The sequence below is a fragment of the Brachybacterium saurashtrense genome, from assembly GCF_003355475.1.
Lineage (GTDB): Bacteria > Actinomycetota > Actinomycetes > Actinomycetales > Dermabacteraceae > Brachybacterium > Brachybacterium saurashtrense.
In genome coordinates this window covers 3,076,172-3,094,664 of the sequence record NZ_CP031356.1, presented here as the reverse complement: position 1 = coordinate 3,094,664, position 18,493 = coordinate 3,076,172, and the positions used below count along the sequence as shown (strand labels likewise).

The window sequence follows — 18,493 nt, the reverse complement described above, 5'->3', positions numbered from 1 at the left end:
GTCCTCCAGGAGGCGCGACGTGGTTCTCCTCGCACCGTGAGATGGGCCCGGCACCGGCTCCACACCGGTGACGAGTTCCGCGCCGTCACCCGCGGTGGCGTGCGCAGCGCCCGATCCCACGTGGTCGTGCACCTCTCCCTGCTGAGCCAGGGCGGGGACGCACCCCGCGTGGGATTCGTCGTGTCCAAGAAGATCGGCAACGCCGTGGTGCGCAACCGCGTCACCCGTCGCCTGCGGGAGATCGTCCGCCCCCACCTGGGCACGTTCCCCCCGGGCTCCGCGATCGTGCTGCGGGCGCTGCCGGGGATCGACGAGCAGCCGTTCGCGGCGCTGCGGGCCGACGTCGACGCCGCCCTCGCCGCCGCCGAGCGCAAGCTCTCCCGCCGCCGGGAGGACGCGTGAGGTCGGCGCCCGGGGTGCTCGCGGCGCTCGCCCGGGTGCCGCGCCGGCTCCTGATGCTCCCGGTGCGGGGCTATCAGCAGGGGATCTCCCCCTACACGCCGCCCGCCTGCCGCTATGACCCGGTGTGCTCCCAGTACGGCATGGACGCCCTGCGGGTGCACGGTGCGGTGAAGGGGACGCTGCTCACCGCCTGGCGGATCCTGCGCTGCAACCCGTTCACGCACGGGGGGCCCGATCCGGTGCCGGCTCCCGGCATGTGGAGGAATCCACGCCGACTGCGGCGCCCGGCCCGCTAGGGCCTACTCTTGTCCGAGACTCCCGACCACAGCCGACACCTCGCATGAGCGACATGCGCATCCGTGCGGCAGGAAGACCAGGCCGATGAACCCCCTGTATCCGATCGAGTGGGCCGTCGCATGGCTCATGGTGAAGTTCCATGCGCTGCTGTCCGTGTTCATGGAGCCGGACTCTGGCCTCACCTGGGTGCTCTCGATCGTGGGCCTCACCGTGGTGGTCCGCACGCTGATCATCCCGCTGTTCGTGCGCCAGATCCGTGCCTCCCGCGCGATGCAGATGGTCTCGCCCGAGCTGCAGGCCGTCCAGAAGAAGTACAAGGGCAAGACGGACCAGGAGTCCCGCCAGAAGATGGCGGAGGAGACCATGGCCCTGTACAAGGAGGCCGGCGCCAGCCCGTTCTCCTCGTGCCTGCCGATCCTGCTGCAGATGCCGATCTTCTTCGGCCTGTTCCGGGTGCTGTTCAACAAGCTGCCCGATGCCGCCGCCGGCGAGCCCTTCGGCCCGCTCACCACCGAGCTGGCCCGGAGCGCCTCGGACTCCACCCTCTTCGGCGGCGTCACCATCGCCGACAGCTTCCTCAACGCCGGCGACGGCGGGCTCACCACCCGGATCGTCTCCGGTGTCATCATCCTCGCGATGTGCGCGGTCACCTTCTTCACCCAGAAGGAGCTGACCATGAAGAACATGCCCAAGGCGGCCCTCGAGGGCCCCATGGCCAGCACCCAGAAGATGATGCTGTACATGCTCCCGTTCATCTACGTGATCACGGGGCCGGGCATGCCCATCGGTGTGCTGATCTACTGGCTCACCACCAACATCTGGACCTTCGGCCAGCAGTACATCGTCATCCGCGCCACCCCCACCCCCGGCTCCGACGCGGAGAAGGAGCGCCACGACCGCATCAACGCCAAGCGCGAGCGCAAGGGCCTGGAGCCGCTGGAGTTCACGCCGCCGAAGAAGGTGGCCGAGCCCGATCCCGAGCCGGAGCGGAACATCCGCATCCAGCCCTCGGCGAAGAACAAGGGCGGCAGGAAGCTCACCGACGAGGAGAAGCTCGAGCGCGCCCGCGAGGCCCGCGCCAAGGCCGCCGAGGAGCGCCGACAGGCGCAGGCGGCCGCCGGCGAGACCCCCACGCCGCCGAAGGGCTCCAACGCGCTGCACAAGAACGCGAAGAAGAAGCGGAAGAAGTGACCTCGCCCCTCGGGAGCACGGTCGCTCCCGAGGCGCACCCCCTCATCCCAGGATTCCCCGGAGGACCCGAATGAACGAGACCACCCCCGATCTGTCCGAGGCCGGCACCGACGCCGCGCAGCAGGTCCCGGAGGCGGACGAGGCGCAGGCCGAGACCGCCTCGTCCGCCGAGTCGACGTCGTCCCCCGCACCGGACCACGAGGCCGCACCGGCCGCGGGCGCCGTGAGCGGCGCGGGAGAGGCCGTCGACGCCGACGACGCCGAGGAGCAGGACGCGGAGAGCGCCGAGGAGCGCCTGCGCCGCCTCGAGGAGGAGGGCGACATCGCCGCCGACTACCTCGAGGAGCTGCTGGACATCGCCGATCTGGACGGCGACATCGACATCGACGTGGACGGCGACCGCGCCTCCGTGGAGATCCGCGGCGCGGATCAGCTGGCCCGCCTGAACCGGCCCAAGGGCGAGCTGCTGGACGCCCTGCAGGAGCTGGCGCGGCTGGCCGTGCAGACCCGCACCGGGCACCGCTCGCGCCTGATGCTCGACATCGGCGGGTTCCGCGCCGAGCACAAAGGGGATCTCGAGCAGCTCGCGGCCACCGCGATCGCCGAGGCCAAGGAGTCCGGCGCCGCCGTGCCGCTGCGCGCCATGAACCCCTTCGAGCGCAAGGTGGTCCACGACGTCGCCAAGCGCGAGGGGCTGCGCTCCGAGTCCGACGGCGACGGCAAGAGCCGTCACGTCGTCATCTACCCGGCATCCTGAGGCCCGCCGTGCCGCCGCTGCCCGATGCCCTCCGCCCCACGGCCCAGCGCCTGTTCGGCGAGCGACTGGAGCTCGCCGAGCGCTTCGTCGCGCTGCTCGCCGAGCAGGGCACCGAGCGCGGGCTGATCGGGCCGCGGGAGGTGGACCGTCTCTGGGAGCGCCATCTGCTGAACTGCGCGCTGATGACCGAGGCGATCGACCCGTCGGTCCGCACTCTCGCGGACGTCGGCTCCGGCGCCGGCCTGCCCGGCGTGGTGATCGCGATCGCCCGCCCCGACCTGGAGGTGACGCTGGTGGAGACGATGCAGCGCCGCACCACCTGGCTCGAGGAGGTGGATGCCGCGCTGGACCTGGGCCTCGAGGTGGTGCGCGCCCGGGCGGAGGAGCTGCACGGGGTGCGCACCTTCGACGCGGTCACCGCCCGCGCGGTCGCCGCGCTGGACAAGCTCTCCCGCTGGACCCTCCCGCTGGTGGCCGAGGGCGGGGCGCTGCTGGCGATGAAGGGCTCCTCCGCGGCGGACGAGGTCGACGCGGCCCAGAAGGTGCTCAGGAAGCTCGGGGGCGTGGACCCGACCATCACCCGGTACGGGGTGGGCGAGGTCGAGGTTCCCACTACAGTGGTCCAAGTGCGTCGCCGTGCGACGGCGACCAGGAAGGGAGACGCACGTGGCTGAACAGCGCGAGGAGTCCTCCCGGGGGAACGGCGCGATGGAAGACACTCCGCTGATGCGCGAGCTCACCCGGGATCATGCCCGTCGCCGCCAGCTCGAGGGGCTCGAGTTCACCCGGCCGGCACAGACCCGGATCATCACCGTCGCCAACCAGAAGGGCGGGGTGGGCAAGACCTCCACCACCGTCAACGTCGCCGCCGCGCTCTCCATGGGCGGGCTGAACGTCCTGGTGATCGACGCGGATCCGCAGGGGAACACCTCCACGGCGCTGAGCATCGAGCACCACGCCGAGGTGCCGAGCATGTACGAGGTGCTGGTGGAGTCCGCGCCGCTGTCCGAGGTGGTCCAGGACGTCCCCGAGATGCCGGGGCTCTCCTGCGCGCCGGCGACGATCAACCTCTCCGGCGCCGAGATCGAGCTGGTCTCGCTGGTGGCCCGCGAGAACCGGCTGCGCAATGCGATCCGAGACCACCTCGAGGAGCGCCAGGCGCAGGGACTGGACCCGGTGGACTACGTGCTCATCGACTGCCCGCCCTCGCTGGGCCTGCTCACGGTCAACGCGCTGGTGGCGGCCCGTGAGGTGCTGATCCCGATCCAGGCGGAGTACTACGCGCTGGAGGGGCTCACCCTGCTGCTGAACAACATCGAGCTGGTCCGCCAGCACCTGAACCCGGATCTCGTGGTCTCCACGATCATGCTGACGATGTACGACGCCCGCACCCGGCTGGCCGCGCAGGTGGCCCAGGACGTGCGCGACCACTTCCCCGAGCAGACGCTCGAGACCACGATCCCCCGCTCGGTGAGGATCTCGGAGGCGCCGAGCTACGGACAGACCGTGCTCACCTACGATCCCGGCTCCAGCGGCGCCCTCGCGTACCGTGCGGCCGCCTACGAGCTGAACACCCGATCAGCTCCCTGACCACGCACCACCGCTCCACGGCGCGACGCCGCGCGCCGCAGGAGCGGAGTTCACGACGGCGACGACATTTCTCGGAAGGACGACGGCCATGACGCAGAAGCGAGGACTCGGGCGAGGACTCGGTGCCCTGATCCCGGGCGCCGGCGCGACCCCCGCTCCGGAGCAGGAGCTTCGCACGCGCACGCGCCCCGACTCCGAGACGGACCGCGGACCCTCCGCGACGCGGCCGGTGGACATGTTCTTCTCCGGGGAGTCCGTCTCCGAGGAGTCCGCGCGGCGTGAGCGCAACGGGAACCGGGACCTCGCCGTGGGCATGGCCCGCGCCGCGGCCGAGCGCCGCGGCCGCACCGCGGCGGCCTCGAGCCGCCGCACCGGGGCGACCACGCGGTCGGGCACGCCCGACGTCGCGGCGGAGACCGCGCAGGAGACCACCAGCGGCTCCTCGTCGAGTTCGTCCGCAGGCACCTCGAGCCGGACGGGCCGCTCCTCCACCTCCCGCAGCTCGTCGAAGAACGCCGGCTCGAAGGGCACGACGTCCGCGGACACCGCGGGCATGAGCACCTCCGGGAAGGCCGCCACCGGGAAGAGCACTTCCGGGAAGAGCACGGCGGGCAAGAGCGCCGGCTCCACGGGCACGAGGTCGAAGAGCGCGACCGCGAAGGCGGCCGGGTCGTCGAGCTCCGGTTCCACGAGCGCAGGGTCGGCGAGCTCCGACGCGACGACGCCGACCTCGACGAATTCCGGGGCGAAGAGCTCTGGGGCGAAGCGCTCGGGGTCGAAGAGCTCCGGGTCGAAGAGCTCTGGGGTGAAGAGCTCGGCGTCGACGCGCACGGGGTCGACGCGCACCGGGACTTCGAGCACCGGGTCCTCGAGCACTCGGAAGACCTCCGCGACCTCCACGTCCAGCACGAAGGTCGCGTCCACTGCTCCGGCGGTGGAGGAGAGCCCCGTGGTGGACGTCGAGACCGTCACCCCCACGCCGGCCCAGCCCGAGAGCACGCAGGCCCCGGCCGACGCCCCCTCGCAGGCCCCGTCGGCATCCTCTGCAGCGGCGGAGTCCGCTGCCGGGGAGGAGGCCGGAGCCGCGCCGACCGAGTCGACGACGGAGGACGCGCCCGGTGCCGAGGCCGCCCCGACGTCGGAGTCCGCCGCGACGTCTCAGGAGGCGCCGGCGACCGACGAGGAGCCGGCAGGCGATGCCTCGTCGACGGGCGAGGAGTCGGCGGCCGCCGAGCAGCCGGCGGCACAGCCCGGAACAAGCCAGCAGTCCCAGCCCTCGGAGCAGGCGACGCCGTCCTCGCCGGCGACCACGGAGCCCCGGACCGCCGAGGAGCAGCACGGCGGGGAGCCGAATGCGCTGCTCGCGGTGCCCGGCGCGGAGTTCGCCGAGATCCCGATCCACGAGGTGCGCGAGAACCCGCGCAATCCCCGCACCATGTTCGACGAGGACGAGCTCGACGAGCTCGCCTACTCGCTGCGCGAGGTCGGTGTCCTCCAGCCCGTGGTGGTGCGTCCCATCCCGGTCACGCCGGACGGGGAGTCCTTCGAGCTCGTCATGGGCGAGCGTCGCTGGCGCGCGGCACGCCGGGCCGGCCTGCAGTCGATCCCCGCGATCATCCGGGAGACCAGCGACGACGATCTCCTGCGCGACGCCCTGCTGGAGAACCTGCACCGCACCCAGTTGAACCCGCTGGAGGAGGCCAACGCGTACCAGCAGCTGCTGGACGACTTCGGCTGCACGCAGGACGAGCTCGGGGACAGGATCGGCCGTTCCCGCCCTCAGATCACGAACACCCTGCGTCTCCTGCGCCTGCCGGCGCTCGTGCAGCGCCGGCTGGCCAGCGGCGCCATCAGTGCGGGACACGCCCGCGCTCTGCTCTCGCTGGACGATCCCACCCTTATGGAGGAGCTCGCCCAGCGGATCGTGCAGGAGGGTCTGTCCGTGCGCGCGGTGGAGCGGCTGGTGGCTCGTGGTGGTCAGCAGCAGACGGGTACCAGGACCGTGCGTCGGAGCACCTACGACCCGCACGTGGTCGACCTGACCAGCCGCCTCTCAAACCGCCTCGAGGCGCCGGTGCGCATCGATGTGGGCAAGCGCAAGGGGCGCATCACCCTCGAGTTCACGAACCTGGAGGACCTCGAGCGACTGGTGGAGAACATCGGCCTCGACATCGATCTGCCCGCGGAGGGAACAGTGGAGAGCTGATCGCGACGGCACCACGCCGTGGAGGGGACCCGCCGAGTCGGCGGGTCCCCTCTTCTGTATGCAGGACACGGCGCGAGATGCAGGGCATGCGGCGCCGACGGCGCCACCACGGCGGAGTGCGGTGCAGGAGCGAGGGACGGGCAGGGAACGCCCCCTCCATTATGGAAATGACAAGAACGTCTCAAATGTCATAACAGACAGGACAGGGAGTACGCAGGGCTGCTCACAGCCCCCGTCACCGACTGTCCAGGCAGGTCAGCCCCCGCGACACGAGTTGTCCACCGATGTGCACGACGATGTGGACAACGCGTCGACGCGGACGGATTCGGCGACGAGGGGCACCCGCCGCCCTCCGCGATCGCCCTGGCCGTGCGGTGGCGGCGCCCCCCCATGATGGATGGGCAGCGCACTCGACGTTCTCCTCGCGCCTGCGCGCTGGAGCACTCGGGGGCGGTCCCCGGCGTCGGTGGTGATGAGCGTCTGGTCCGTGGTGCGAGGATTGGTCGCACACGGCGCGCCGCGCGGCCGGATCTCTTGGAGTTTCACGGGGAACATCGGGCAGAAAGCGGCGCGCCGGCGTCGAGCGAGTCCCTGCGGAGACCGGTGTGCGCGGCGACTCATGCCCCTGCAGGGCAGGCCGGGGACGCTCGGCGTCGGACGGTGCGACGCTCTGTGGTCGATGGCGGGCACGCGGCGCCCCCCGTCGGATCTCTCGGGACGATGGGCAGCACGACGTGGATGTCCCCGGAGTGACGTTTCCCGTGGAACTTTGAGTCCTGGTGTGTCTCAGTTGGTGCGAACTCTCGTCTGGGCACTCCGCTGACTCCGCGAGATGCCGCATACCCGCACTGAAGCATGGCGTTTCGCGTGAAACCACGAATGCTGCGTGATGAAGGCGCGCATTGGTCACGCATGATGACCGCCACGGAGTGTCATCACAGAGACATGGGAGACAGGGAGCGTGTCGAGCGTACGGTTGTGACGAGCAGCCGGTGGACGGTGCATAGTCCTGGCAGTGCACGGGCGGTGGTTTCCCGTGGAACAGCCACTGGCCGTCTTCTCACGGGCCGAAGTCGGCGTGACGCTAGCGACTCCGCATCTGGTCCGACGTGCAGTCCCGCCCCCGCCTCGGAATCCGTGGCCCTGACGTGTGGAGGGGCGCTGCGCGCGCTGCCCCCTCCCCGGGCGCTGTCGGTTGGCCACAGCGTGACGCGCCGGGGCTGCGGGCGTTCCACGTGGAACAGCAGTCGTGTTATCGTGCCGCCCTTGTTCACCGGGACTCCCGTGAGGAGGGGCGGGCTGGGAGATTCACGTGAAACATGCCGCAGAGCGCGTTGGCCCGATCGTCATCGCCGCATGGCGCTGAGGATTGGGAGGAATCGGTGCGGAGTGGCGTGGGGCGTGCACAAATCCCGTCGCGTCGAAGGAGATGAGCGATGGCGGGAGGATGGACCATGGACTCAGGATGTTGCGCGCTGTTCATGCAGTGTGCCGAGCGCTGAGGCTCGCGCTGCGCGTGCGGCTCCCCTCATGCGCTCGCACAGTTGCGCGTGAAGCTGCCTGTGTTCGTTCGGGCGGCGGAGGTCGCCACGTCTGTCTTCGCTAGCGCAGTGCCGGCTCAGGCGAAGACGGCGTCCGTCCGTGCTCATGCGATGGCACTGGGCGGGAATGGTGTGATGCCGAAGGTCCCGTACTGGAGCGCTGGAGTTTCACGGGAAACGGCGGTGAGTGCGCAGCACGTGACATCTCCCCGGGGCGCCGACGTGAGAGGCGGGGAGAGGGTCGTTCACTCTAGGTGGGCCCGGGGCTGCTATCGGTGCGCGGGAAATAGCTGGATGCGTTTCACGGGAAACGTGCCACCGCAGGATCTCGTAGCCGTCCCCGCGCCGCCGCGTCTGCGACGAGCGCTGCCGCGACGGCCTCTCATAGTGGTTTCACAGGAAACTCTGCCCCTCATCATCCGGAAGAGGTATGGCACGCGCTCACTGAGTGAGCCGCCAGCACGACGCGTCCCCGGGAGAGCGCGCGAAGAGCGCGCTGGCACCCGGCCTGGCGGATGTGCCCACGACGCAGACCCCACGAAGCGTTCCACGTGGAACGCCCACCTCTCACGTGCACTAGACGAGCCTATCGAGAATCGACGTTGTCCGCGTCGCTCGAGGTTTCACGCGAAACTGAATCACTCACTCCTCCGGGCGCGAGCAGTGGAGCTCGGGTGGAAGAGCGGCACGCCGCACCCCTCCGCTGCCCGGCGTTTCACGGGAAACTCGGGCGATTCGCCTCGACGCACAGCACGGAGTCAGGCTGCACGTGCGCCGTCCACGTTGTGCCGTCAAGCTCCCTCGACTCTGTGCGGCCCACACGCCACGTCTCGCCGTACGTCTCCACGCCTGCGGCCCGGTGCACTCTGTGCCATCAGCGTCGTCCGATGGCGCTTTCATCGACAAGACCAGCTCACGTGAAACTCGTCGTCGCGACAACGCGTGGGTCCTGTGCTGTTCCCCTGCGACGCACATGGCGCCGCCGGGCGACACTGCATGCGGACCCGTCGCTCCGTCGACGGGCGTGAGTTTCACGCGAAACTCAACGCGACGGGACGACGTACGGCTCTGCCCGCTGCTGCACGGCCCCGCGACAGCGCGGCCTCGTGAGCCAGCGCCGGGAGAGGAGGTTTCACGCGCAACATCAGAGCGTGGTGGAGTCGGTCTGACGTTGTCCCCAGTCCGTGTGCATACCGGAGCTGCCGTGGTGGACAGCGTTGTGGACAATTCGGCGGAGTGAGCGGAGCGGTGCACCCGATCGACCACCTCGGCGGCACCCAGACACTGCAAACACGCAGGTCAGAGGCATTTCCGGGGTCATGGGGTGTCCCACTCGGCAGCCATGGTGTCCACACTCGCTTGTGGATAACTCTGTGGATACACGCCCCCCATCGTGTGGACGGCGATGTGGACGATTCTGTGTACAACGCTGTCCCCGCACGTCAGGACATCGGGTAGCAGAGGACTTGACAGCCCCTCACCCGTCCGCTTTTCTCAGGTGGAGGCGGGACCGAACTCCGCCTCGACCACGTGCTTGGGCAGTGCCCCGCTGCGCCGCCGGACCATCTGCCAGCGGCCGGGCAGGGAGAGCCGCTCCCCGGTGGGCGTGGTGCCCTCCAGCCCTGTGAGCACGAGCGGGACCCCACTCCGCGTGGACGTTCCGGCATGGGGCTCCTCGACAGCCGCGGCGGGCGTGTCGGCACCCTCGGGCGATCCCGGGGCCGCGTCGTCCGGGGCCTGGGCGGGGCCGTCGCCCCTCTGGTCCCCGGATCCCGTGCGGTCCTTGGCCTCCGTGCGGTCCCTGGCCTCGGTACGGTCCGCGGCCTCGATACGGTCACCTGCTGCCGAGGGAGTCTGCCCCTCTTGCACCCGCCGGAACGCGAGCCACGTGGGGAGATGTTCCACCTGCCAGGTCTCCAGGAGCGCGTCCGCGGGATCCTCGATGAGCAGGGCGGCCGGCTCGCCGCCCCAGCGCCGTGAGAGCTCGCGCAGCACCGTGGGCGCCGGCCGGGACGGCCCGGCCCATGAGGCGCTCACGAGCACCACCACGGTCCGCGGCCTGTCGCCGGGCGGCATGGCAGAGGGCTCCGGGGCCACCCTGCCCTCGGAGCCCTCCATGTCCGCCGCCGGCGGAGTGTCGGTCGTCATCCGGCGACGCCGGCGACCTGCTCCTCGTCGGCGTCGGCGTCGGCGTCAACGTCGGCGGCGGCCTGGTCGGCGAGCCAGCGCTCGGCGTCCAGCGCGGCCTGGCAGCCGGTGCCGGCGGCCGTGATGGCCTGCCGGTAGGTGTGGTCCACCACGTCTCCCGCCGCGAACACGCCGGGCACCGAGGTGTAGGTGGAGCGTCCCTGGCACACGATGTAGCCCTCGTCGTCGAGCTCGAGCTTGCCACGCACCAGATCCGTGCGCGGAAGGTGACCGATCGCCTCGAACACGGCCGAGGTGGGCATCACCCGCTCCTGCCCCGTCACGGTGTCGCGCAGGGTCACGGACTCCACCTTCTCTGCGCCGTTGATGCTCACCACCTCGCTGTTCCACGCGAAGTCGAGCTTGGGATCGGCCTCGGCGCGCCGCGCCATGATCTTCGAGGCGCGCAGCTCGTCACGACGGTGCACCAGGGTCACGGACTTCCCGAACCGGGTGAGGAAGGTGGCCTCCTCCACGGCGCTGTCGCCGCCGCCCACCACCACGATGTCCTGGTCCTTGAAGAAGAAGCCGTCGCAGGTGGCGCACCAGCTCACGCCCTTGCCGGAGAGCTGCGACTCGCCGTCGATGCCCAGCTTGCGGTAGGCGGATCCCGTGGTGAGGATCAGGGACTTCGCGCGGTAGACGGTGCCGTCGTCGAGCGTGACCGTCTTGACCTCTCCCTCGAGCTCCAGCTCGGTGGCGTCCTCGTAGATCACCTCGGCGCCGAAGCGCTCGGCCTGCTCCTGCAGGCTGGTCATGAGCTCGGGTCCCTGGATTCCCTCAGGGAAGCCGGGGAAGTTCTCCACGTCCGTGGTGGTCATCAGGGCGCCGCCGGCGTCGAGGGCACCGGCGATCACGATCGGCTTCATCTCCGCCCGGGCGGTGTAGATCGCGGCGGTGTAGCCGGCGGGGCCCGAGCCCACGATGATCACCTCGTGGACGGTCTCGTCCTGCGGTGCGGCGGCGGGCACGGGCTGTGCGCTCGGAGTGGGGCCGCCGAGGATGTTGAGGGCCTGGATGGGCTGAGACATGGTGGATGTCCTTCCGGTGGGAGGGTGGGCGGTCGGCGGGAGGACCGCCGTCAAGTATGGAGCAGGTGTGCCGCGGTGGGCAGCGGCGGAGTCAGAGCGCGCCGATCATCACGTCGCCGGACCACAGCAGATCCTCGGCGGGCGTGCGGTCCTCGTCGCCGGTGCCGCAGCTGGGCAGCACCACGGTGGCGGAGACGATGCCGCCGTTGGCGCGCAGCGTCTCGCGGTCCATCGGGCCGTGCACCAGCAACCAGCCGGCCGTCCCGTCGCCGCCCCATGCCACCTCCTCCAGGATCAGGATCGAATCGCTCACCCCCTGCTCGCGCAGGCACTGGGCCGCGTCGAAGCTCGTCATCGGCTGGATCGTGCCGGTGTCGACCAGACGCTGCACCTCGGTGCCGAGGGTCGCCTCCGTGAGAACGGGATCGCCAGCGGAATTCTTCCCAGCGCCGGGCACCGTGTCCGTGGAGGTGGTCACGGAGCGGGTGCGCCCGGCCGTGGTCTGCTCCAGGGCGCCCGCGAGCTGCACCCCCAGCAGCGCGGCGGCCACGAGCGCGAGCAGCACCAACGGCACCGGGATGCCCAGCATGGTGCCGAAGCGCGGTCGGCGCTCCGTGCGGGCCTGCCGGGTGGGCCGTCCCGGCGGGGCGGGACTCATTCGACCTCGATCTCCGCGATCCGGGCGCGGAACCGGCCCGACTCCCGGCTGTCCGGCGGCAGCTCGGTGATCCACAGCGCCACCTGCTCGGCCTCCAGCGGTTCGGGGGTCTCCAGGCGCACCTCGCCGTCGCCCACGAACTCGCCGCTGGTGAGCACGTCCCCGAGGGAGCCGTCGTCGTTCAGGGCACGGAGCTCCACGGTGCCGCCGTTGTTCAGGGCGGTGGTGAGCGTGACCGCGTTCAAGGTGGAGGGCTCGGCGAACTGCAGGCGGATGCCGAGCCCGCCGTGGAGGCCGCCGAAGTCCGGGCTGCCGTAGTGCTGGGTCGACCAGTACGTGGAGGGGTCGCCGTCCGTGAGGCGGTCCTGCTGGTCGGTGTGGTCCGGGTCCCCGCCGCCGTCCTCGAACAGCTCCACGTTCGCGATCTCGGGCGCGGGGAGATCGGGCTCCTCCGACTCCGTGGGGGTCGGCTCCACCGGGGCCGAGCTCGTCTCCTCCTCCTCGGCCGGAGCGGTGGTCTCGGGCGCCTGAGAGGTGGCCAGCGGGTCCTCGAGCATCTCGCGCACGTCGGAGGTGATCGAGGTCAGCGCCACCACCAGCGCGATCATCACGATGATGGCGCCGCCGATGATGATCCACTGCGACTGCAGGGAGCGCTTCTCGCGGTCCTGCGGGCCCAGGGCGAAGGTCTCCGCCGCGTCATGGTCCACCGCGACACCCACCACGTCCCGCAGCAGGGAGCTGCGGGAGGCGGGGACGGTCTCCTCGTCCGGGGGATCCTCGAGCACCGAGCGGGACCGCCCGTGCACGACGATCGGCCCGTCGGTGCGGACAGGGTCCAGCGGGGCGGTGGCCTCGACCGGAGCGGCGGGCGCCGTAGGAGGCTCGCTGGAGCTGGAGCTGGAGCTGGAGCTGGAGCTGGAGCTGGAGCTGGAGCTGGTGTCGGAGCCGGTGCGGGAGGCGGGCGCCGAGGTGTCGGCGGCCGGAGACGCGGGCTCCTCCGCGGCATTCGGCGTGGGGGCGGCGACGTCCGGGGTGGGGGCCGCGACCGCGGCGGCCGCCGCTCCGGTCTGCGGGGCCGAGGCGGAGGCCGGCTGGGTGGGGGCGAGCGGCCAGTGCGTGCCCGAGGTGCGCGCCGGATACCCCGACTCCGCGGGGGGTGCGGCCGGCGGCGCCGCGCTCGGCGTCTGCTCCTCCGGGACGGGCGGGGCGGGGGCGGCCGGCGGGGGCGGTCCGGTGATGTCGAGGTGACCGGGGAACGCGGCGGTGCTGCGTTTCTCGGTGAGGTGCAGGTCGTCCACCAGCCCACGCGCCTCCTCGGCGGTGCGTCGCCGTGCGGCGTCCGCCTCCGGATCGGCGCCCTGCTCCGACGAGGTGGGCTGCGTGGCTGCAGGCTGCGAGGGGGCGGACTCGGCGGCGGAGGGTTCCGACGCCGTGGTGTGCGCGGTCGGCGCCTGGACCCCGCCCGGGGCCGCCGCAGGAGCTGACGTCGCCGCAGGGAGCGACGCCGCCGCGGGAGCCCACTCCGCCGGAGCGGTCGACGCCGCCGCGGGATCTGACTCCTCCGCAGGGGGCGACGCCGTCGCGGGAGCCGGCGTCGCGGGGGCCGTCTCGGGGTCCCCGCTGTCCCGTTCCGTCGGCGTGGGCGTCGGCGCCTCCTCCACCGGGGCGGCCTCCTGCCCGGCCCGCGAGTACGCCTCGAGCGTCACCGGGATCGACTGCCACGGCTCGAGCGCCTCGATCAGGCCGCGCGTCGTCTCCGGCACCACCTCGGCCGAGTCGTTCAGCACCAGGTCGCACAGCAGGTCGAGGTCCTCCGGGACCGGGGTGTCCACCACCGCGGAGGGCCGCGGCACGGTGCCGTCCGCCCCCGGCCGCGGGCTGCGGCCCGTCAGCGCCCGGTACAGCAGCGCCACCAGGGCGGCGGTGTCCTGGAAGGAGGCCACCTCGCGGGAGCGGTCCAGGCCCGGATGCGCGGCGGCCTCCACCCCCACGCCCAGCACGGTGACGGCCCCGCTGCGGGTGTCCACGAACACGCGATTGGAGTCGAGCAGCTGATGGCGCACCCCGCGGCGGCGCGCGGTCTCCAGCCCGCTGGCGGCCTCGCCCACGACCGCGCGCGCGGTCTCGGGGTGCAGCGCCCCCTCTGCCAGCAGCGCGGCCAGCGGCGGCGCCGACGGCAGCGGGTACTCCACCACGGTGATCGGCCCGCCCCCGGCCTCGCCGCTCGCGTTCGCCTGCGGTGCGCCGCCGTCCTCCCGCGGATCGTCGAGCACCACGATGTCGCGCACGGGCAGCAGGTGCGGATCCTCGACCAGGTAGGCGCGGCGCACCGCGTCGGCCGCCTCCAGCGCGGCCTCTCCCTCCACGATGAACAGCACCACGTCCTCGCCGGTCGCGACGGTGCGGGCACGACGCCACACCGCGCCCTCGGCGACACCCGACAGCGGGATCCTCCCCTGCAGGGTCCACCTCGAGCGCAGTGCGTCCGACTGGGGGTTCGTGTTCACGGACCGTCCTTCTCCTCGTCCGGCGGCGGTGTGCCCGTCCCGTGCGTCCGCCATGCTACGAGGTCACCCTGCGCAGTCGACGGGAGATCGGGCCCAGCCGACGCCGTGCCGTCGCCACCAGGCGCCGCACCTCCGGCACGCCGAGCAGGTATGCCACCGCCACGAACACCGCGGTCATCACCACCCCCACCAGGCCTCCCAGCAGCACCGCCACGGCGCGGTGGCTCCACATCAGGTCCCCGGCCAGGTGCACCAGACCGGCGCCCACGGCCCAGGCCAGCACCGCGGCACCGCCCAGCATCGCGAACAGCCCCAGCCCTTCCCGCGCACTGGGCGGTGCGGTGCGGTGGCGGGCGGCGAGCCGGCGCAGCTGCCACATCCCCAGCAGCCAGGCGGCGAGGTTGCCGAGACTGGTCGCGCCCGCCGCCGCCATCGCCGCGTACCGGGGGTCCACGGCGGTGAGGATCACCGGCACCGACAGCACCGTGATCGCGGCGATCGGGATCTGGGCGAGGAACGGGGTGCGGGCGTCCTCGTAGGCGTAGAACACGCGCTTGATCAGGTACAGCGAGGCGAACGGCACCAGTCCCAGCATGTACGCGACCAGCACCGTGCCGTTGGCGCGCGCCCCGATCTCGCCGGTGCCGCCGCCGATCACCCACATGATCGGCCCCGCCAGCGCGACGAACACCGCCGTGCACAGCATCATCGGCACCGCGAGCAGACGGTTCGTCTCGCTGTAGCGGGCCAGCGCCCCGGCGTGGTCGGCCTCCGCCGCGCTGCGCGAGATCGAGGGGAACGCGGCCGTGACCAGGGTGACCGCGATGATGCCCTGCGGGATCATGAAGGCCAGGTAGGCCCACTCCATGGTGAGCAGCGCCGGGTAGCGGGCGGCGATCTCCGGGGAGCCCTGGTGCTGCTCCGTCATCCGCACCGCCCCGTTCGTGGCCCAGCGGGACGCCCAGATGCCCAGCTGGCCCAGCCCCAGCATCGCCAGCGACCACAGACCGATCCGGCTGAGCTTGCCCAGCCCCAGACCGCGCAGCCCCCACGTCGGTCGCAGCCGCAGATCCAGCCCCTTGACGTACCAGAACAGGAACAGCACCTGCGCGGCGGAGCCGCCCACGTTGATCGCCGCCATCGCGAGGATCATCGACATCGTCCACTGCGACGGGTCCCCCACGGTGCCCCACAGCCCCAGGAACAGGGCGGCGCCGAGGATGCCCACGAGGTTGTTCACGACCGGCGCCCACTGGTACGGGCCGAAGGAGTCGTGTGCGTTCAGCAGCTGCCCGCACATCACGTACAGGGCGGAGAAGAAGATCTGCGGCATCATCCAGTAGCCCAGCTGGACCGCCAGCGCGTACGTGGCAGGCGGAAGCACGCCGCTGGTGAGCGTGAGCAGCAGCGGCACCGCGACCAGGCACACCGCGGTCACGCCCAGGGACACCGCGGCGACCAGGGTCATCAGGCGCGAGATGTAGTCGCTGCCGCGGTCCGGCCGTTTCACGGCGCGGACGATGGCGGGCACCAGGATCGCGTTCAGCGTGCCGCCGCCCACCAGCAGCCAGATCGTGTTGGGCAGGGTGTTCGCGGCGCTGAAGGCGTTCGCCGCGGCGGACATCGACCCGCCCAGGATCGCGCCGAACAGGAAGGTGCGCACGAAGCCGAGCAGGCGCGAGACCATCGACCCCGCCGCCATCACCACGCTCGCCCGCAGCAGGGTGGAGCTGCTGGCGGGGGCGCCGTGACGGCGGTGGCGGGGGATGTGGTGGACCCGTCGGGTGGTGCTCATTCTCTGTTCTTCTCGGTCGGATCTGGAGGGGCGCCGGAGGCGGCGGGGCCGCTGCCGCCCGGCCACACCTCCCGCTCGGCGCCGGGCTCCTCCCGGGAGGGCCCGGCGGGGGCCGGCTCCTCCGGCTCCTCGGGACCCCGCACGGCGGGGGCGCGCGCGGCGGAGCCGGTCCGTCGGGCCCGGGCCACGCCCACCACCACCAGCAGGCCCATCGCGATCACCAGCACCAGCGTGGTCCAGTTCTCCCACGACGGGTTGACGGTCAGCGGCACGTCCACCGGAGCGTTGAGAGCGCGGCCGTCCTCGGTGGTGACCACCGTGGTGAGCACCACCTCGCCGTTGGCGATCGCCTCGACGTCCACGGCGGCGTCGACCTGCCCGCGCGCGGGCACCTCCACCACCGCCGGCTCGCCCACCTGCACCAGGGGCTTGTCGGAGGTGACCTCCACCCGCACGGTGATCGGGGTGTCGAGATCGTTGCTGAGGGTGATGGGCACGCTCACCTGGTCGGAGATGACGTTGTACCCGGAGGCCGGCACCACCTGGATGCGGTCCTGCAACGCCGTGACCAGGGCGGAGGCCTCCTGGGCGCGGGCCAGCGGCAGCTCGGGGTCGCCGCGCCAGCGCTGCGAGGTGCCGGCGAGGATCTCCAGGCGCGGCGCCTCCAGCGGGGCGTCGTCCTCCATCGCCGCGCCCATCACGTCCACCTGCTCGTAGGCCTCGCCGAGGGCGGTGAGCGCCTCGGGATCCAACAGCTCCGCCTGGTCGGCGCTCTCCAGGTGATTCCAGCGGCCGTCCTCGTCGGGGGCGCTGGGGTGGATCTCGCCGTCCTCGATCTCGCCGAGCGCGTACAGCGCACCGCTGTCGTCGGCGGGGTCGGTGGTCCAGTCCTCGCCGGCCGCCGCCTGCAGCAGCGAGGAGGTGCGGCCCGTCTCGATCCAGGGCGCCTCCTCGAAGGCGTCGAGGGTCGCCGCAGCGGCCTCCGGGTCCAGCACCGCCTCGGCCGACGGGGTGATCAGCAGGTGCCGCGGCGCGGTGGTGTACTCCGAGGCGATGGTGGCGGTCTCCGCGAGCAGACGCTGGCGGGTCTGCTCCGCGTCCGAGCCCTCGGCGAGGAGCGAGAACTCGTCGGAGAGCACCGGGTCGGGGGCGAGCAGGGCCAGCGAGCGCCTGTCGGTGCGGTGCACCCCCACCGAGCTCGGGGTGATGCTCGAGCGCGGATCCTCCCGCAGGGAGCTGGAGGGCAGCACCGCCGCGGTGCCTCCGGCCGCGGCCGCCGCCTCGAGAGCGGAGGCGGAGGCGGCGCTGCCCTCGAGGGGCAGGGCGGAGGCGACCGGCACGATCCCCGCCGAGGACCAGGCCGCGTCGCCGTGCTCCTGCACCGCGCGGGCGAGGGCGTCGGCGTCGGCGGCTCCCAGGCTCACCAGGTCGGACTGTGCGTACGGCATCGCCAGCACCGTCCGCGCGCCCACAAACTCCTCGAGCGTGGTGGCGAGCGCCGCCGCGGTGGGCTCGGCCGCGTACCGGCGCACCACCTGCCCGTCGTCGGCCGGTGCGTCGCCGTCCACCGGCATCATCGGCGGGTCCAGCAGCGCCGGGTCCAGCCACCAGTCCACGTCCTCCCGCTGCGCCAGGGTGCTCACGGAGGCGAGGCGCCCGGACTCCGCCGACTCGGCGTAGCCCTCCGGATCGGTCACCATCGCGGAGGCGTCCTCCGCGGCGACGGGCAGCAGCACCGACTGGGTGATCGCGGCGTCGGCGTCGGCCGGGCGCCACACCACGAAGGTGCGCAGCGTGGACAGCGCCTCGTCCTCCGCCGTGACGGTGAGCGCGATCCGGCGGGTGCCCCAGTAGTAGGAGGCCTCCGCGTAGCCCAGCTCGTCGGCGTCGATCCGCACCGTGAGACGCGCCGTCTCGCCGGGCTCGAGCCGCGCCTCGGCCCCGGAGAGCGCGAGCGGCGTGCCCGTGGAGTCGAGCGTGGCATCGGTCTGCCAGGTCTCGAGAGCCTCGCGGTCGGTGACCCGGGCGGTGCGGGTGCGCAGCTCGAGGGCGAGCTCCGAGAGCGGCCGCTCGGAGGTGTTGGTCACGTCCACCTGCGCCTCGAGCACCCCGCCGGGCGCGAGGGAGGTGGGGGTCAACGAGACGAGATCGGTGCTGATCGGCGAGTCCTCCGAGGCCGGAGGGGGTGCCGCATGGGCGGCGCCCATCAGGGACGACGGAACGCTCACCAGCACCGATGACGCCACCAGGAGTGCCGCCAGCAGCGCCGCGAGCACCGGGCGCACGGACAGCGGGGACGACGGCATGGGGACACTGTAAGCGGCCGCT

General features: G+C 72.1%; 14 protein-coding genes. 7 read left to right on the top strand and 7 right to left on the bottom strand.

The genetic code is table 11. From position 1 onward, the window contains the following. The first annotated feature begins 36 nt into the window (after nucleotides 1-36). The 6 genes from rnpA (at nucleotide 37) to DWV08_RS13905 (ending at nucleotide 4,237) form a co-directional block, all read left to right on the top strand. On the top strand, nucleotides 37-402 hold the full coding sequence (rnpA, locus tag DWV08_RS13930) for a ribonuclease P protein component (protein WP_115414350.1): 366 nt from the start codon (nucleotides 37-39) through the stop codon (nucleotides 400-402). Beyond that, nucleotides 399-698, top strand: coding sequence for a membrane protein insertion efficiency factor YidD (yidD, locus tag DWV08_RS13925; RefSeq protein ID WP_115414349.1), 300 nt, complete (start codon nucleotides 399-401; stop codon nucleotides 696-698). Before rnpA ends, yidD begins: the two co-directional genes overlap by 4 nt. 85 nt (nucleotides 699-783) lie before the next feature. Continuing rightward, nucleotides 784-1,890, top strand: a complete 1,107-nt coding sequence (gene yidC / locus DWV08_RS13920) for a membrane protein insertase YidC (RefSeq protein WP_115414348.1) — start codon at nucleotides 784-786, stop codon at nucleotides 1,888-1,890. Between the two features lie 70 nt (nucleotides 1,891-1,960). After that, a complete protein-coding gene (locus DWV08_RS13915) occupies nucleotides 1,961-2,647 on the top strand; it encodes a Jag family protein (RefSeq protein WP_115414347.1) in 687 nt (228 codons plus the stop codon). An 8-nt stretch (nucleotides 2,648-2,655) separates the two neighbouring features. After that, a complete protein-coding gene (gene rsmG / locus DWV08_RS13910) occupies nucleotides 2,656-3,321 on the top strand; it encodes a 16S rRNA (guanine(527)-N(7))-methyltransferase RsmG (RefSeq protein WP_115414346.1) in 666 nt (221 codons plus the stop codon). Nucleotides 3,322-3,355: 34 nt separating this feature from the next. Beyond that, nucleotides 3,356-4,237 (top strand): ParA family protein, encoded by an 882-nt coding sequence (locus DWV08_RS13905; RefSeq protein WP_115415041.1) that lies wholly within the window; start codon nucleotides 3,356-3,358, stop codon nucleotides 4,235-4,237. On the opposite strand, the gene DWV08_RS17170 is transcribed toward DWV08_RS13905, so the two are convergent. Next, entirely contained in the window at nucleotides 4,226-5,209 is a 984-nt protein-coding gene (locus tag DWV08_RS17170; RefSeq protein ID WP_241237251.1) for a hypothetical protein, read from the bottom strand. The two genes, DWV08_RS13905 and DWV08_RS17170, sit on opposite strands and share 12 nt — an antisense overlap. Here DWV08_RS17170 and DWV08_RS17165 point away from each other — a divergent pair. Then, a complete protein-coding gene (locus tag DWV08_RS17165) occupies nucleotides 5,190-6,443 on the top strand; it encodes a ParB/RepB/Spo0J family partition protein (RefSeq protein WP_241237250.1) in 1,254 nt (417 codons plus the stop codon). The genes DWV08_RS17170 and DWV08_RS17165 overlap by 20 nt on opposite strands. Nucleotides 6,444-9,478: 3,035 nt before the next feature. On the opposite strand, the gene DWV08_RS13895 is transcribed toward DWV08_RS17165, so the two are convergent. The 6 genes from DWV08_RS13895 to DWV08_RS16825 form a co-directional block, all read right to left on the bottom strand. After that, on the bottom strand, nucleotides 9,479-10,132 hold the full coding sequence (locus tag DWV08_RS13895) for a hypothetical protein (RefSeq protein WP_115414344.1): 654 nt from the start codon (nucleotides 10,130-10,132) through the stop codon (nucleotides 9,479-9,481). Then, the gene (gene trxB / locus DWV08_RS13890; RefSeq protein WP_115414343.1) at nucleotides 10,129-11,202 is read right to left on the bottom strand and encodes a thioredoxin-disulfide reductase; all 1,074 of its coding nucleotides are present in this window, start codon (nucleotides 11,200-11,202) and stop codon (nucleotides 10,129-10,131) included. The genes DWV08_RS13895 and trxB overlap by 4 nt, the downstream gene beginning before the upstream one ends. A gap of 91 nt (nucleotides 11,203-11,293) precedes the next feature. Then, nucleotides 11,294-11,860, bottom strand: a complete 567-nt coding sequence (locus tag DWV08_RS13885) for a hypothetical protein (RefSeq protein ID WP_115414342.1) — start codon at nucleotides 11,858-11,860, stop codon at nucleotides 11,294-11,296. Beyond that, the gene (locus DWV08_RS13880; protein ID WP_115414341.1) at nucleotides 11,857-14,370 is read right to left on the bottom strand and encodes a protein kinase family protein; all 2,514 of its coding nucleotides are present in this window, start codon (nucleotides 14,368-14,370) and stop codon (nucleotides 11,857-11,859) included. The genes DWV08_RS13885 and DWV08_RS13880 overlap by 4 nt, the downstream gene beginning before the upstream one ends. 55 nt (nucleotides 14,371-14,425) lie before the next feature. Next, nucleotides 14,426-16,165 carry a murein biosynthesis integral membrane protein MurJ gene (gene murJ / locus DWV08_RS13875; protein ID WP_115414340.1) on the bottom strand — a complete coding sequence of 580 codons (1,740 nt, stop codon included), beginning with the start codon at nucleotides 16,163-16,165 and terminating at the stop codon, nucleotides 14,426-14,428. Continuing rightward, nucleotides 16,162-18,471, bottom strand: coding sequence for a DUF6049 family protein (locus DWV08_RS16825; RefSeq protein ID WP_162801580.1), 2,310 nt, complete (start codon nucleotides 18,469-18,471; stop codon nucleotides 16,162-16,164). Before DWV08_RS16825 ends, murJ begins: the two co-directional genes overlap by 4 nt. Between the last annotated feature and the right edge of the window lie 22 nt (nucleotides 18,472-18,493).

What these genes read in the sequence shown, in the direction of transcription:
- yidC (WP_115414348.1), top strand. Translation starts at nt 784, where the DNA reads ATGAACCCCCTGTATCCGATCGAGTGGGCCGTCGCATGGCTCATGGTG.
- murJ (WP_115414340.1), bottom strand. Translation starts at nt 16,165, where the DNA reads ATGAGCACCACCCGACGGGTCCACCACATCCCCCGCCACCGCCGTCAC.
- DWV08_RS16825 (WP_162801580.1), bottom strand. Translation starts at nt 18,471, where the DNA reads ATGCCGTCGTCCCCGCTGTCCGTGCGCCCGGTGCTCGCGGCGCTGCTG.
- trxB (WP_115414343.1), bottom strand. Translation starts at nt 11,202, where the DNA reads ATGTCTCAGCCCATCCAGGCCCTCAACATCCTCGGCGGCCCCACTCCG.
- DWV08_RS13885 (WP_115414342.1), bottom strand. Translation starts at nt 11,860, where the DNA reads ATGAGTCCCGCCCCGCCGGGACGGCCCACCCGGCAGGCCCGCACGGAG.
- DWV08_RS13895 (WP_115414344.1), bottom strand. Translation starts at nt 10,132, where the DNA reads ATGACGACCGACACTCCGCCGGCGGCGGACATGGAGGGCTCCGAGGGC.
- DWV08_RS13915 (WP_115414347.1), top strand. Translation starts at nt 1,961, where the DNA reads ATGAACGAGACCACCCCCGATCTGTCCGAGGCCGGCACCGACGCCGCG.
- DWV08_RS13905 (WP_115415041.1), top strand. Translation starts at nt 3,356, where the DNA reads ATGGAAGACACTCCGCTGATGCGCGAGCTCACCCGGGATCATGCCCGT.